At 45.5% G+C, this 14,094-nt stretch carries 12 protein-coding genes; 6 read left to right on the forward strand and 6 right to left on the reverse strand.

Features of this window, described 5'->3' with window-relative positions; translation table 11 throughout:
• Nucleotides 1-4: 4 nt before the first annotated feature.
• Entirely contained in the window at nucleotides 5-823 is an 819-nt protein-coding gene (locus tag NI464_RS09190; protein WP_004281650.1) for a 3'-5' exonuclease, read from the reverse strand.
• Between the two features lie 18 nt (nucleotides 824-841).
• A complete protein-coding gene (cysM, locus tag NI464_RS09195) occupies nucleotides 842-1,771 on the reverse strand; it encodes a cysteine synthase CysM (protein WP_253138210.1) in 930 nt (309 codons plus the stop codon).
• Nucleotides 1,772-2,133: 362 nt separating this feature from the next.
• Here cysM and NI464_RS09200 point away from each other — a divergent pair, with 362 nt between their 5' ends.
• From NI464_RS09200 to rsfS, 5 genes are all read left to right on the forward strand, one after another.
• Nucleotides 2,134-4,941 (forward strand): GacS-like sensor histidine kinase, encoded by a 2,808-nt coding sequence (locus NI464_RS09200; protein ID WP_004645149.1) that lies wholly within the window; start codon nucleotides 2,134-2,136, stop codon nucleotides 4,939-4,941.
• A 106-nt stretch (nucleotides 4,942-5,047) separates the two neighbouring features.
• Entirely contained in the window at nucleotides 5,048-5,836 is a 789-nt protein-coding gene (locus NI464_RS09205; protein WP_071851623.1) for a crotonase/enoyl-CoA hydratase family protein, read from the forward strand.
• Nucleotides 5,837-5,872: 36 nt separating this feature from the next.
• Nucleotides 5,873-6,742, forward strand: a complete 870-nt coding sequence (locus NI464_RS09210; RefSeq protein WP_253138211.1) for an NAD(P)-dependent oxidoreductase — start codon at nucleotides 5,873-5,875, stop codon at nucleotides 6,740-6,742.
• A gap of 39 nt (nucleotides 6,743-6,781) precedes the next feature.
• Complete coding sequence (locus tag NI464_RS09215) at nucleotides 6,782-7,570, forward strand: hydroxypyruvate isomerase family protein (RefSeq protein ID WP_085064179.1); 789 nt, start codon at nucleotides 6,782-6,784, stop codon at nucleotides 7,568-7,570.
• Between the two features lie 81 nt (nucleotides 7,571-7,651).
• The gene (rsfS, locus tag NI464_RS09220) at nucleotides 7,652-8,059 is read left to right on the forward strand and encodes a ribosome silencing factor (protein ID WP_004645144.1); all 408 of its coding nucleotides are present in this window, start codon (nucleotides 7,652-7,654) and stop codon (nucleotides 8,057-8,059) included.
• Between the two features lie 267 nt (nucleotides 8,060-8,326).
• On the opposite strand, the gene NI464_RS09225 is transcribed toward rsfS, so the two are convergent.
• The 3 genes from NI464_RS09225 to NI464_RS09235 are packed head-to-tail and all read right to left on the reverse strand — an operon-like array spanning nucleotide 8,327 to nucleotide 11,238.
• Nucleotides 8,327-9,772 carry an NAD(P)(+) transhydrogenase (Re/Si-specific) subunit beta gene (locus NI464_RS09225; protein WP_004281643.1) on the reverse strand — a complete coding sequence of 482 codons (1,446 nt, stop codon included), beginning with the start codon at nucleotides 9,770-9,772 and terminating at the stop codon, nucleotides 8,327-8,329.
• 3 nt (nucleotides 9,773-9,775) lie between these two features.
• Nucleotides 9,776-10,099, reverse strand: coding sequence for a proton-translocating transhydrogenase family protein (locus NI464_RS09230; RefSeq protein WP_004281642.1), 324 nt, complete (start codon nucleotides 10,097-10,099; stop codon nucleotides 9,776-9,778).
• An 11-nt stretch (nucleotides 10,100-10,110) separates the two neighbouring features.
• Nucleotides 10,111-11,238 (reverse strand): Re/Si-specific NAD(P)(+) transhydrogenase subunit alpha, encoded by a 1,128-nt coding sequence (locus NI464_RS09235; protein WP_004733722.1) that lies wholly within the window; start codon nucleotides 11,236-11,238, stop codon nucleotides 10,111-10,113.
• Nucleotides 11,239-12,221: 983 nt separating this feature from the next.
• Between NI464_RS09235 and NI464_RS09240 the strand changes: the two genes are divergently transcribed.
• On the forward strand, nucleotides 12,222-13,409 hold the full coding sequence (locus NI464_RS09240) for an MFS transporter (protein ID WP_253138212.1): 1,188 nt from the start codon (nucleotides 12,222-12,224) through the stop codon (nucleotides 13,407-13,409).
• A gap of 16 nt (nucleotides 13,410-13,425) precedes the next feature.
• Here the strand turns inward: NI464_RS09240 and NI464_RS09245 are convergent, their stop codons facing one another.
• Nucleotides 13,426-14,070 carry a hypothetical protein gene (locus NI464_RS09245; protein WP_174894258.1) on the reverse strand — a complete coding sequence of 215 codons (645 nt, stop codon included), beginning with the start codon at nucleotides 14,068-14,070 and terminating at the stop codon, nucleotides 13,426-13,428.
• Between the last annotated feature and the right edge of the window lie 24 nt (nucleotides 14,071-14,094).

Consider the following 14,094-nt stretch of genomic DNA (forward strand, 5'->3'; position numbering starts at 1 on the left):
AAACCTAGGGTGTGGAGATGGGAAAATCAAATTGGGTAAATTCAGTTCGTTGCGAAGTCTCACGCCAAACTGATAAAAAGTCCGCATGCTGCGGTTGAGTATGCAAATATTGAATCGTGCTTTGCAGCAGATGCTGATAATCCGGCAGTAACAGCTGGCCTTTTAACAGCAACCAGCGGATATACACCAGCCAGGTATTCAGGACATCACCTTCACAATAAGACGTCAGTTCGGTCCATTGCTGATTGCGGACATATTCCGGAACCCGATAGGCTCCGTCACCGCGCTTGCCTGGATAGCCCAGCAAATGTGCAACATCATCCAGCTTCTGGAAATGACGGGCATGAAACATGGCCATCACATCCATCAGGTCAACATGACGATGATGGTAACGATTCTGGTAGTTATTATAACGCTTTTGCGTATCAATTTCGCCCTGATCGAACAGACTCGGTGCAGAGAGCCCATGATACATGGCGCGGTATAAAATCACTGGTAAATCAAACTGTGAGCCGTTCCAACTCACTAGAGTCGGATGGCGCTTGTCAAAAATCGACAAGAATTTTTTCAAAATTTCTGCTTCAGAATGCTGTTCTCGGCTAAACGAAAACAGCTTGATGCCCTGCTCATCCATCCACAAACCGGAAATACAGACGATTTCATGCAGCGGCAAACGCTGAAAATCTGAGCCTGAATCCTGACGGCGTAATTTGGTCAAGGCCTGATCCAGATCTGCTTCGGGCAGGTCCAGACCAAACAGATGCGCGCCTGATTTGAGATCGGTTTGGGTTTCAATATCGAAAGTTAAAACAGGCAGGCGCATAAAACAGTGCTCAAATAATTATTCAGGATCTTGTACAGAGAATAACCCTGTAGACAAGTAACGGTCACCACGGTCACAGATAATACACACAATCACTGCATCCGGATGTTCTTCCGCCAGTTTAATCGAGGCCCACACTGCCCCACCAGAAGAGGTTCCGGCACTGATGCCTTCTTTCTGTGCCAGCTTACGCATGGTTTTTTCAGCTTCGATTTGTGGAATATCAATAATGCGATCGACTCGGCTGCGGTCGAAAATGGTTGGCAGATATTCTTCTGGCCAGCGACGGATTCCGGCAATGCTTGAACCATCAGATGGCTGTAAACCGACGATCTGAATATCAGGATTCATTTCTTTCAGGTATTTCGACACACCCATGATGGTGCCGGTGGTACCCATAGAACTGACAAAATGGGTAATTTTGCCACCGGTTTGCTGCCAGATTTCTGGACCCGTGGTCAGGTAATGCGCTTCGACATTGTCCGGATTTCCGAACTGATTCAGCACCAGACCCACACCATCACTCTGCATTTGAGCAGCAAGATCACGTGCACCTTCCATGCCCTGCTCTTTGGTTACTTCAATTAGCTCGGCACCATACGCACGCATCGCGTCCTTACGTTCCTGACTCATATTATTCGGCATGATCAGCTTCATTTTATAGCCACGCATTGCTGCGACCATCGCCAATGCAATCCCCGTATTTCCGCTCGTTGCCTCAATCAGGGTGTCACCCGGTTTGATCTGCCCACGCTTCTCGGCCTGCATGATCATATTATAGGCCGGACGGTCTTTGACCGAACCTGCTGGGTTATTGCCTTCGAGTTTCGCGAGTACTGTAGCTTGAGTGTGACTTGCCAGACGCTGTAAACGCACCAGCGGCGTTTTGCCTACATAATGGTCTAACAAAAATTCATCTGCTTGAAAATCAGGGATGGTATTACTCATTATTTGCACCTATATCGAGGTGCGGCTATTGTATGAAAAAATGCTTTTCCCTGCACCCATTTAGCAAGGCTTTTTCAGAAAACTCATTAAAACTCACACACTATCAAGCCATAAACTACATTTCCCGATAATTTAGCCAGGTGAAGCAGCTCGCTAATGAAGATGAAAATACTATTTCAGTCTGGCACTTTTACAGATTGAAATTTCGTGCGTCTTAGTCTTGCTGTACCTGAGCAAAATTAACTGAAATCTCTTGTATTTTTAACTGCTAATCCGAAGCTTTATAAAAATTATGCTTAAATTTTAACTGTCGATTTAAAGCATGCTAATATGCCAGGCATAAAGAAAATACTGCTTAAATCATGTCAACGATCAACAAAAAGCTGTTTAAACGCCTACACTTAAATCATGCCTATGGACAGCTGATTGCGCTGATTTTTGTGCCGATTACCATTTTGGCCTGTGTCGGTGCCATGCTGGTGTTGACTGAGACCTCGAATGCCGCACGTGCCCAGCAGAAGCAGATGGCCATTGCGATTCTCACCCGTTTTCAAGGCACCTCAGAATATGCACTGGATATCTTGAATCTGTATCCATGGCAATATGACCAGGCTCACAACGCCATGCAGAACATGCTGAATGAAAAGCATCTGGTTCGGGCAGCAGTTCTGGATGAAAATGGCAAGAACCGTTTGGGCATTGGTTTTCAGGAACAGGCGCCTTGGCCAGAATTTGAGAAAAGCGGCAATTTTGTTGGTCCGATTCTGCATCAAGATAATCATATCTATGCCATTAAAGTGAATGAAAACACTTTTTCTACCGGCTGGCTGGCGATCGAACTGGATAACCAGCCGCTAGCAATTGCCCGTTACCGAGTACTGATCGTACTGATTGCGACCGGATTACTGACCTTATTATTGTTATTACTTTGCTTGAATTTCTACTCACGGCGCTGGATCGCCCCAATGTATGAGATTCGCATGCAATTGCAACGCCTGAATGCCGATACCCTCGGCCAGCATATGGTGATTAACAGCACCGGCGAGCTGCGTTTATTGCAACGTGATATCGCCAATGTGGTGAAACGTTTGCATTTCAGCTTTCTGGAACTGCGTGAACATACCGAACAGACCGAAGACGATTTACGCCGCACCCTCGACACTTTAGAAGTCCAGAATATTACCTATCGTCAGGCACGCGACCAGGCGATCTCGGCCAACCAGGCCAAGTCGGTGTTTCTGGCCAATATTTCCCATGAATTGCGCACCCCGCTGAACAGTATTGATGGTTTTATTCATCTGTTGTTACGTCAGGGCAATCTCAGCAACGAGCAGAGCCTGTATTTGCAGACCATTCGTAAGTCTTCGGCGCATTTGCTGGCACTGATCAATGATGTTCTGGATTTTTCCAAAATTGATGCCGGCAAACTGGAACTGGAAACGGCACCTTTTGATCTGGAAGAAGCGATTTTTGATGTGATGGACATGTTGTCACCTCTGGCAGCACAAAAACATATTGATATGGCCTTCTATTATGCAGATGGTGTGCCAAAACACATTATTGGTGATGCGCTACGATTTAAACAGATTCTGACCAACCTGATTTCCAATGCGATCAAATTCACTCCGGATGGAGAAATCATTGTCCGGGCACGCATGGAACATGATGGAATGGATCAGTGTGTGCTGCATTTTAGTGTACAGGATAGCGGCATTGGCCTGAGTGGTACCGACCGTAAAAAGCTGTTTGAGTCCTTCTCGCAGGGTGATACCTCGGTGACCCGTCAGTTTGGCGGTACCGGTCTTGGTCTGGCAATTTCCAAACAGCTGGTCAGCCTGATGCATGGCCAGATTGGTTTTGAAGACAATCAGGAACGTGCTCCAACCGAAAAAGGCTCTACTTTCTGGTTTACTGCCCAGTTCCTGGTCGATGAAGATACCGTGATTGAGCATCCAGATTTTAGCGAATTGACCGTGGTGTCTTATCTTGCACATCCGGCAACTGCGAATGTGCTGCGGCATTATCTGGAAAATTATCAGGTTAAACATATTGAATGTGCATCAATTCTGGATCTGTTTAGCCGTCTGAATCATTTACAGAATAGCGAAAATACCTGGCTGATCGTCGATCATAGTGGTGACAGTGAAGTCTTGTTACGCGAAATCCGTTCACGTTATCAGGGTCATCTGGCTGTCTATGGTTATCAGATGCAACTGGATCCAAGCATGCTCAATGACCATCGTGCCCGTGCCCTGCATCAGCCACTCAGCCGCAGCGCGCTGATTCAGTTACTCGGCAATCAGCCGGTCTTCGACCAGGAACAGCATGAAGAATTTAATGGTCAAGGCCTGCATATTCTGGCCGTGGATGATCACTTACCCAACCTGATTGTTCTGGAAGCATTGCTGGGTGAACTCAATGTCACTACGACCAAAGCCCTCAGCGGGCAGGAAGCGATCGATATTATTCAGCGCCGTTATGAACAGGAACAGCCAGCATTTGATCTGGTCTTTATGGACATTCAGATGCCAGTCATGTCGGGGATCGATACCACCCGTGCTATTCGCTCGCTGGAATCGACCTTTGAAAATCATAGCCGCCTGCCGATTATTGCACTGACGGCGCATGCACTTTCTGATGAAAAACATAAACTGCTGCAAAACGGCATGGATGATTATGTCACCAAGCCGATCCAGATCGAGCAGATTATCCAAATTTTGACGCACTGGACCACCGAGCATTTTAAACGGATTCCGGTACTGGAACGTGCCAATGTGATTGATGCTCTGGATCCAAATATTCTGGACTGGCAGCAAAGCCTGCAACTGGCAGCCAATAAGGAAGATCTGGCGGTAGATCTGTTACGCATGCTGGTGGACAGCTTTGCGGATGAACTCGATGAAATGCAGCAACTGATTGAACTGGAAGATTTCCCACAACTGGAACATGTGCTGCATCGTTTATACGGCGCGACCCGCTATGTCGGTGCACCGACTTTACAGAAAGTCACCGGTGGCTTTGAACAGTTCGTTTCAACCCTGCGCAAAGAACGCCGTAAGGCCGATGAAAACTTTGTTCAGGACGTGCTGAAATATTTTGATGAACTCAAAGCCGTGGTTGAACAGGTTGAACAGGCTGCCCAGCAAATTTTGAAGCAACATTTGAATTAAACCTCTGAAGTGGCTCAGTCCATGACTTAAGAAGTGTGACTGAGCTGTCATGCAAGCCTAAAGGCTGCATGCTATGCTCAAGCCAGGAAAAGTAAGGAAGAATGCCATGTCACTCGTGCGCTTGGAAAAAAATAACGGCATTGCCACTGTTACACTGAATCGTCCGGATAAACGCAATGCCATGAGCTTTGCCCTGCTGCGCGAACTGGTCGCGACTGCACAGAAAATCAAAAAAGATAAAAGCATCCGTTGTGTGATTTTAACTGGCGAGGCCCAGGTCTTTAGTGCCGGTATTGATCTGGCAGATTTAAATAATCCTAAAAATCGTGCTTATGCCGCATGGGAACTGATTCGTCCTGGTCAAAGCTTATTTCAAAAAGCATTTCTGGTCTGGCAAGAATTACCAGTTCCGGTGATTGCCGCAATGGAGGGCTTCTGTTTTGGTGCCGGGATGCAGCTTGCTCTGGCCGCAGATATCCGCATTGCCCATCCTGACACCAAAATGTCGATTATGGAAACTCGTTGGGGACTGGTGCCAGACATGGGACTCAGCCGTTCACTGAAAGGCCTGATTGGGATTGATCTGGCCAAAGAACTGACCTTAACTGCCCGGATTTTTGATGGTGAATATGCCAAAGAAATCGGTCTGATCACCCATGTCGATCAACAACCTTTAGCTAGAGCACAAGCCTTGGCTGAAGAAATGCTGCAACGCTCTCCAGATGCGCTGATGGCCTCTAAATTTGTACTAGATGCCATGCAGCATCATCCAAATAAATCCCTGCGTATGGAAAAAATCTGGCAGCTGAAATTATTACTGGGTAAAAATAGTCAATTGGCTCGTAAAAAAGACAAAAACCCAGATATTCAGTTTGTGCCACGCCAGTACAAATAAACCAAGTCTGAATCCAGGAAAGGAATAAACCAAAGCATGCAGTTGAATCTTGATACTAAAATTGCCTTCTTAGGGATGGGGCTGATGGGCACTCGTATGGCCACACGTCTGCTTCAGGCAGGTTTTCAGGTAGCGGTCTGGAATCGCACACCAGCAGCCTGTGAGCCCTTGCTGGATCAGGGCGCGACTGCGCTGTCTTTAGACCAGATTGCCAATTATCCGGTCATTCTCAGCTGCTTGGCAGATGATCATGCAGTGCAATCTGTTTTTGCTCAGATCGAACCGTATTTGGTTGCAGAGCAAGTGATTGTAGATTTCTCCAGCCTTTCAGTACAGCAAACCCAAATACTTGCTGCACAAGCACAGGCTAAGAAAGTAACCTGGATTGACTCTCCGGTTTCAGGCGGTACAGTTGGAGCCGAACAAGGCAGTCTGGTGATTTTTGCGGGTGGTGATGCCACGACGATTGAAAATCTTAATCCGATCTATGCAGTACTTTCCCAGCGTGTCACCCGTATGGGGGATACGGGTACCGGTCAGGCGACCAAAATCTGTAATCAGCTGATTGTGGCTGCCAATAGCACCCTGATTGCAGAAGCGGTTGCCTTGGCTGGACTTGCCGGGGTGGATACCCGTTTACTGGCGCCTGCGCTGGCGGGTGGTTTTGCCGACTCCAAACCTTTTCAGATTCTGGCACCGCGTATGGCCACGCAAACTTTTGAACCGGTGCAATGGAAAGTACAGACCTTATCCAAGGATCTGAATAATGCCGTGCAACTGGCACAAAGCTTTGATCTGGATGTTCCAGTCGCGACTCAGGCATTATCACAGTTACAGGCCCATCAGGCTCAAGGCTTTGCCGAAGCAGATCTGGCTACTGTAATCCAGCAACTAAAACATTCATAACGCTTGATTGATGCAGCCCTGAATATTGAAGAGACATACATGATTAAACTTGCCGTCAACCTGTCGATGATTTTTACCGAAGTGCCGCTGATTGAACGCTTCGCGCTGGCTCGTGCACAGGGCTTTAATCATGTGGAAATCCAGTTTCCCTATGAACTTACGATTGGCCAGATTCAAAACCAGCTCAGCACGCATCAGCTAAACTTGTGCCTGATTAATGTGCCAGCAGGCGATTTGATGCAGGGCGGTCATGGTCTGGCCGGCATTCCAGGACAGGAAATTGAGTTTCGTCATGCTGTTGAGCAGGCCATCCAGTATGCCACGGCGTTGAATGTACCCCGGGTGAACATTCTGGCAGGAAAACAACCCCTTGACTGTGATCTTTTACCCTGCCTGAATACGCTGGCGAGTAACCTGAAAATGGCCTGTTCAATGCTGCTTGAACATCAAATTGAACCGGTCTTTGAAATGATCAATGGCACCGATATGCCACGTTTTTTGATTCAAAATGTTGCTCAAGCACAGGAAATGCTGGAAGCGGTACATCATCCGGCCTTAAAAATGCAGTACGACTGTTACCACATGGCAATGATGGGCGAAGATGTCTTAGAAACGTTGCAAGAAAATATTGCCTCGATTGGTCATATCCAATTTGCGGATTGTCCGGGACGGCATCAACCCAATACGGGTTCAATTCAATATCATGATATATTTCAGTGGTTAAAACATAGTCAATATCAAGGTTATGTCGCTGCCGAGTATAAACCTAGCGGACATTCCAACGATTCCTTTGACTGGAAAGCTGAGTTCTTTCCGGAGCATGACTGAGTGGACTGCGGCTTCATTTGAAATTCAGGACTAAAACCGCTATATTAGACCATGCATAATTGTTAGGAAATTACACTCCCCATGAATTTAGAACCATCGCCCAGCGCTTCTAATTCTCACGATCTTACTATGAATTCAAATTCTCAAGCTGTACAGGACTGCTTAAAAGTCGTACATGCTGCACTTGAAGATGTAAAAGCAAAAGAAATTGTTGAGCTTGATGTCAGCGGTATCAGTAATGTGGCTGATGCTATGGTCATTGCAAGCGGTACATCGACACGTCACATCAAATCATTGGCCAATAACGTTGCTGAAGAAGCACGTAAAGCTGGCTTCCGCCCTCTTGGTATTGAAGGCGAACGTGATGCTGAATGGATCCTCATCGACCTTGGTTATGTGGTGGTTCATTGTATGCTTCCAACAGCGCGTAAATTCTATGACCTAGAAAGCTTATGGCGCAATCCTACAGATACTGACTCTGTAGCGTAAAAACCGAATATTCAAAAAAGCGACCTGTGTAGGTCGCTTTTTTATTGCCTGTTCATCTAACTTTATAAGCATTAATACAACTCAATCTGTTCGCTATTTTTTAATTTCCATCTTGTCTTATGCACCGATTTGATTGGTATTTTAGGATCAATTCATCATCAACATAGACGTTCGATGATCACTCAATCATCCTTTTCCCAAGATATAAAATAAAAAATCCCCCTTTATTAATAGGGGGACTTAGGAGGATTCTAATGATTTAGATGATTAGTGACCCGTACCATTAATGGCTTTAGTCATATCTTCCACCACTTTCTTGGCATCACCAAAGATCATCATGGTCTTGTCATTATAGAACAAGTCATTGTCGAGACCCGCATAACCGGTTGCCATAGAACGCTTGATCACCATAATCGTACGTGCCTTATGGGCTTCCAGAATTGGCATACCATAAATTGGCGATGTTGGATCATCTTTCGCCGCAGGGTTCACAACGTCGTTCGCACCAATCACTAGCACCACATCTGTTGCCGGGAAGTCCGAGTTGATCTCATCCATTTCCAGGATGTCTTCATACGGTACGTCCGCTTCAGCAAGTAGTACGTTCATATGACCTGGCATACGACCTGCTACAGGATGAATCGCAAAACGAACCGTTACGCCCTGCTCTTTTAGCAAGTTAGCCAATTCTTTTACCGCATTTTGTGCACGGCCTTGCGCCATACCATAACCCGGTACAATCACCACGCTGTCTGCATTTGACATCAGGAAGCCTGCATCATCTGCCGAGCCAGAACGGTGATTACGTTGGACCTGTTCACCTGCTCCTGCTGTCGGCGCAGCTGCACCGCCCATCGCACCGCCAAACAAAACGTTGATGATTGAGCGGTTCATCGCTTTACACATGATGTAAGACAGAATAGCACCTGAAGAACCCACCAGTGAGCCTGCAACGATCAACATGTTGTTTTCTAAGGTAAAACCAATACCAGCTGCTGCCCAACCCGAGAATGAGTTGAGTAGCGATACCACCACTGGCATGTCACCGCCACCGACTGGTGCAATCCATACCCAGCCGAATGCCAGCGCAAGACCTGTCATTGCCCAGAACGAGGTCATATTACCCGTCAGGAAGAAGTGAATACCGAAACCTAACATTGCAATAAAGATGATAGCCTGAACCGGTTTCACCCATGCACCTGAAATGGTTTTCGCCCATTTCTTTGCAGCCAGTTTGCCGTAAGCAAAGACTGATGCTGTAAAGGTAATTGCACCCACGAAACAGCCCACAAACAGTTCAAATAAATGAACACGGCTCATTTCATGGAAATTGACACCATTGGCAGCCAATAGGTCTGGACCAAGTTCAATCAGTTTGTTGTTGTGAATAATGGCAGCGACAGCAATCAAGACCGCAGCCAGACCCACCAATGAGTGCATCAACGCTACAGTTTCAGGCATCTGGGTCATTGGAACTGTGCGTGCACGGGCAATACCCACGATTGCACCCAGCACCATTGCACCAATAATCATCCAGACCACTGGATTCTCAGCCACAAAGAAGGTAGTCACGACCGCAATGGCCATCGCGATCATCCCGTAACGGTTACCGGCAATCGCAGTTTTAGGACCTGATAAACCACGTAGCGTCAGGATAAAAAGAACGGCACCAATCAGGTAGAACCAATCCGCATATTCTCGAATCATTTCCATGGATTAACCCTCTTTTTTCTTTTGCTTAGGTTTAAACATTTCCAGCATACGAGCAGTCACGGCAAAGCCACCGAAAATATTAATACTCGCCAGGAATACTGCAATCGCGCCAAGTACGCTCACCACATTAATGGTCTGGAAATCTACGCTACCTTCAACGCCGATCACCGGCAGGCCAACGGTCTGAATCATCGCACCGACAATAATGATCGATGACAAAGCATTGGTCACCGCCATCAACGGCGTATGTAATGCTGGTGTTACCCCCCACACCACGTAGTAACCTACGAAAATGGCAAGGACAAAAATCGTAATTGTTTCAACCATGAGTCTTCTCCTTAACCACGTTTCAGCAGCACTTGGCCGCCATGAGTGACAAGTAGGGCTTTTTGAATTTCTTCTTCTTGATTCAGGACAAAATTCTTATCTGCATCAAATAATGTTTCCACGAAGTTAAATACGTTACGAGCGTATAAAGCAGAGGCTTCAGTTGATACAGTCGATGGAATATTTGGAATGCCGAGAATTTTGACACCGTTGTCGGTATGGACTGTTTCACCACATTTCGAACCTTCGACGTTGCCGCCAGACTCTACTGCCATGTCCAGAATCACTGAACCTGGTTTCATTTTCGCAACTGTTTCAGCACGGATTAAACGCGGTGCATCACGGCCCGGTAAAAGCGCTGTGGTAATCACGATGTCAGCATTTGATACCGCTTTATCAACAATTGCAGCCTGATCGCGGATGTATTCTTCACCCGGCATCCAGCCATAACCATTTTTGGCAGCATCAGCCGCTTTTTGCTGCTCTTCAGCAGACATCGGTACGTCTAACCATTTACCGCCCAGAGATTCCACTTGATCTTTAGCAGTTGGACGCAAGTCTGTGGCTTCAACGATGGCACCTAAACGTTTTGCTGTTGCAATCGCTTGCAGACCTGCTACGCCGACACCCATGATCACCACACGAGCCGGTTTAACCGTACCCGCAGCAGTCATCAGCATCGGGAACATGCGCTGGTACTCAGCCGCAGCCAAAAGCACCGACTTGTAACCTGCAAGGTTGGCTTGAGAAGACAAGACATCCATGTTCTGCGCACGAGACAAGGTTCGTGGCAAAAGTTCCAATGCAAATGCAGACACGTTTTGTGCCGCGAATTGGTCAAGCTCAGTATTACGGTAAGGATCAAACATTGCCACGATAGTGGTGTTCGGGTTGAGTTTTTGAATTTCATCACCTTTCGGTGCACGAACTTTTAAAATCAACTGACTGCCGGTATAGGCATCATCCGTAATTTTGGCACCAACTTGTTCATAGGCACTATCGATATAGGCAGCTTTAACCCCTGCACCACGTTCGATAATCACGCTATGTCCTGCGCTGATCAATTTCTTTACTGTCTCTGGCGTCGCAGCGACGCGATTTTCACCGACAACAGTTTCGGCTGGAATTCCGATCTGCATGAGCGTTCCTCAAGCTAATTTTTCTTAAGTAAACATCGTGTAAACGATGCTTCCCCTCAGGATGTGTTCTTGTTGAATTTTTGGATTCTAATCAAACTGTTTGAAATTACCACCTACTATTTATTTAATAAATACCTATATTTTGAACTGATGATTCATAAAAATGATGCTGCAATAGCACATTTATTTAATTCTCTAGCTATTCATATTCGATGATTTTATAAACGATATTCATTCCACTGAATGAAATATCCAGATTTTGCTGGCGTAAATAAGCGCGAATTTCTGATTTATTTTGTTACATTGATGATTCTGACAATGATTGCTGTATTTCTTGATTCAGAAGCAGACTTTCAATTTCTCTAGTCCCTATAGATAGCGGCACTTTAGCTGCGTCGTTTTTTTAGTTTTGACTTTTTTGACAGATTTAGTACTCAAGCAAGAGCACTGTTTTTAGATGTTAAAATCTTATTTTATGAAATGATAGAATTTGTTTTGAGCAGATCTTCATCAGACAAAATTGATAGATCTGACAAAAAATAATCGCCAAAATTTTATAAGACTCAGGTCTCAAACAGTCAGATAAAGGGTAGAAAAAAAGCTGGAGGACTATTTATTATATTAATGTACTGAACTTGATTCAAAATGGAGAATCCTATTTTCGCACCAAATTTGCGCAACAAAATAGAGTAAATATTCCGCTTTTTTAGCCTGAATGCTCCTTTTTTATTGTTTCTACCTCGAGCTGCGCTTTAATGAAGCAACCCCATCATCAAAAGATGAAAAGTTCTGCAAACATTCACTCATATTTTCTATTTAAAATTGCACTTCTTTCTTTAAGCTGCCTGAGTTCTGACAATTTTCAATTCTGGCAATATTTCTCTACTTTTAAAGCGGGAACTTCTGGCCTATAGTGCCCTCAATTTAAACATTATTCTCACTTCTCATTTAAATTCTTCCGGTCTGAATACAAGGTTAGCCCTATGCACACGCCTCTCGATATTAGTCAAAATAAGCCGTTATTATGGCTGATGGCGATTGCATGCGGTTTATGTGCTGGTGCGAACTATTATTGCCAACCACTGATTTCATCGATTCAGCAGTATTATCAGGTACCTGAATCACAAGTGGCACTTACTGTCACTTTTGCTCAAATCTCTTATGCCCTGGGCCTGCTGTTTATTGTGCCTTTAGGGGACATGCTGAATAAAACCAAACTGATCCCTTTCCTCATGTTGGGTGCAGCAGCAGGTTTATTTATTTGTGCCAGTGCGGTAAATCTGCCAATGCTCTGGGTCGGCACTATCATTGCCGGACTGTTTTCCGTAGCTGCACAGATTCTGATTCCCTTGGCCACCATGGCGGTCAAACCGGAAAAAACCGGAGAAGTGGTGGGCTTCCTGATGAGCGGATTACTGGTTGGCATTCTGCTCTCGACCAGTATTGCTGGATTACTTTCCGACCTGTTTCACTGGAAAATGATTTATATCGTCAGTGGCATAAGTATGCTGGCCTTAAGTTTTTATTTGAGAGGAAAACTACCGAGCCTGCCACGTCTGAGAATCAGCTATACAGCGATTTTTAAATCTATGGGGATATTACTCAAGCAGGAACCACGTCTGGTATTGCGTTCACTTACTGGCGCCTGTGCTTTTGCTGCCATGAGTATGTTGTTCTCCACCATCGCTCTGCTGTTGACACAGGAACCTTTTCAGCTTTCTGATGTCATGGTGGGACTGGTCACGCTGGTCGGTGTATTTGGCGCACTTTCTACGCAGTTCATTGGTAAATGGGCCGATCGTGGCCATATCAAAACACTGAGCTGGATCGGCTGTTCTATCCTGATGGGAAGCTGGCTGTTTTTATATTTTGGTGCAGTGTCTTTGCTGAGTTATATTTTGGGTTATGGGCTGATAAATCTTGGGCTCGCGATTACGCACAGCTGTAACCAGAACGTAATTTTCCGCCTGCGCCCGGATGCCAAATCACGGGTCAATTCACTCTATATGACCTTGTATTTTATTGGTGGTGCATGTGGTTCAGCCTTAGGGGTTTATGCCTGGCATCACGGTGGCTGGAGCATGACCTGTCTGGCAGGACTCGGGCTAGCTCTGTGTGCCACTCTATTCGCCCTGCTGGATCAATGGTATCAGGCCAGAACAACTGCATAAGTATTTTTAACTCTATTTAGCTGACTTGCGCCGCCGGATAATAAGGCTTATTCAGATCAAGAGTTTGTGAGTTTTCCAATAAAATACAGATAAAAACCGGTAATAAAGCTGCCAGAATCCGGCAGCTCTCCTCTAATGATTTATAATTCAGCGAGCTGTGATACATGGCGCCACCCTGCATTATCTGATGGTGCAAGGTAGATAAACGCTGAAATATTCCAGCTAGAATTTCAACAGAATTTCGTTCTTTTAAAGCATTCTCTATATTCTGTTTCTGTGCTTCCAGATCAGCTTGACAGCTTTCCAGACTAATTTTCTGATGGCGATAATCCCAAAAGCTTTGTTCCACATAGGGATTGGCCAAGAGTGAGCAGATCGGCTGGTTGTATTTTTCCCAGAGAATATGATTAATTTTCTGATCCAGATCCTTTTGGCAAAGCATTTCCAGAAACTGCTGTAGCTTGCTCTGATCTTGAACCAGATCACTCTCATCTGCATAAATCGCCTGAAAGCTGATCCACAGGCTGATAAACTTAAAATCCAGATCCTGACCCAGGTCTAGCGATTTTTTAAACCAGCCTAAGCCCCGATGAATTCTTAAATTAAAATGTGCCGAATTTTGTGCTTTATGGCTTTTATAAATTTCCTCCAATAACAACATGATTATTCTCCTTATTTCTAGCGT

The organism is Acinetobacter lwoffii (assembly GCF_024129685.1).
Taxonomy (GTDB): Bacteria; Pseudomonadota; Gammaproteobacteria; order Pseudomonadales; family Moraxellaceae; genus Acinetobacter; species Acinetobacter lwoffii_X.

Coding starts and splice junctions, on each gene's coding strand:
- NI464_RS09190 (WP_004281650.1), bottom strand. CDS start 823: ATGCGCCTGCCTGTTTTAACTTTCGATATTGAAACCCAAACCGATCTC.
- cysM (WP_253138210.1), bottom strand. CDS start 1,771: ATGAGTAATACCATCCCTGATTTTCAAGCAGATGAATTTTTGTTAGAC.
- NI464_RS09200 (WP_004645149.1), top strand. CDS start 2,134: ATGTCAACGATCAACAAAAAGCTGTTTAAACGCCTACACTTAAATCAT.
- NI464_RS09205 (WP_071851623.1), top strand. CDS start 5,048: ATGTCACTCGTGCGCTTGGAAAAAAATAACGGCATTGCCACTGTTACA.
- NI464_RS09210 (WP_253138211.1), top strand. CDS start 5,873: ATGCAGTTGAATCTTGATACTAAAATTGCCTTCTTAGGGATGGGGCTG.
- NI464_RS09215 (WP_085064179.1), top strand. CDS start 6,782: ATGATTAAACTTGCCGTCAACCTGTCGATGATTTTTACCGAAGTGCCG.
- rsfS (WP_004645144.1), top strand. CDS start 7,652: ATGAATTTAGAACCATCGCCCAGCGCTTCTAATTCTCACGATCTTACT.
- NI464_RS09225 (WP_004281643.1), bottom strand. CDS start 9,772: ATGGAAATGATTCGAGAATATGCGGATTGGTTCTACCTGATTGGTGCC.
- NI464_RS09230 (WP_004281642.1), bottom strand. CDS start 10,099: ATGGTTGAAACAATTACGATTTTTGTCCTTGCCATTTTCGTAGGTTAC.
- NI464_RS09235 (WP_004733722.1), bottom strand. CDS start 11,238: ATGCAGATCGGAATTCCAGCCGAAACTGTTGTCGGTGAAAATCGCGTC.
- NI464_RS09240 (WP_253138212.1), top strand. CDS start 12,222: ATGCACACGCCTCTCGATATTAGTCAAAATAAGCCGTTATTATGGCTG.
- NI464_RS09245 (WP_174894258.1), bottom strand. CDS start 14,070: ATGTTGTTATTGGAGGAAATTTATAAAAGCCATAAAGCACAAAATTCG.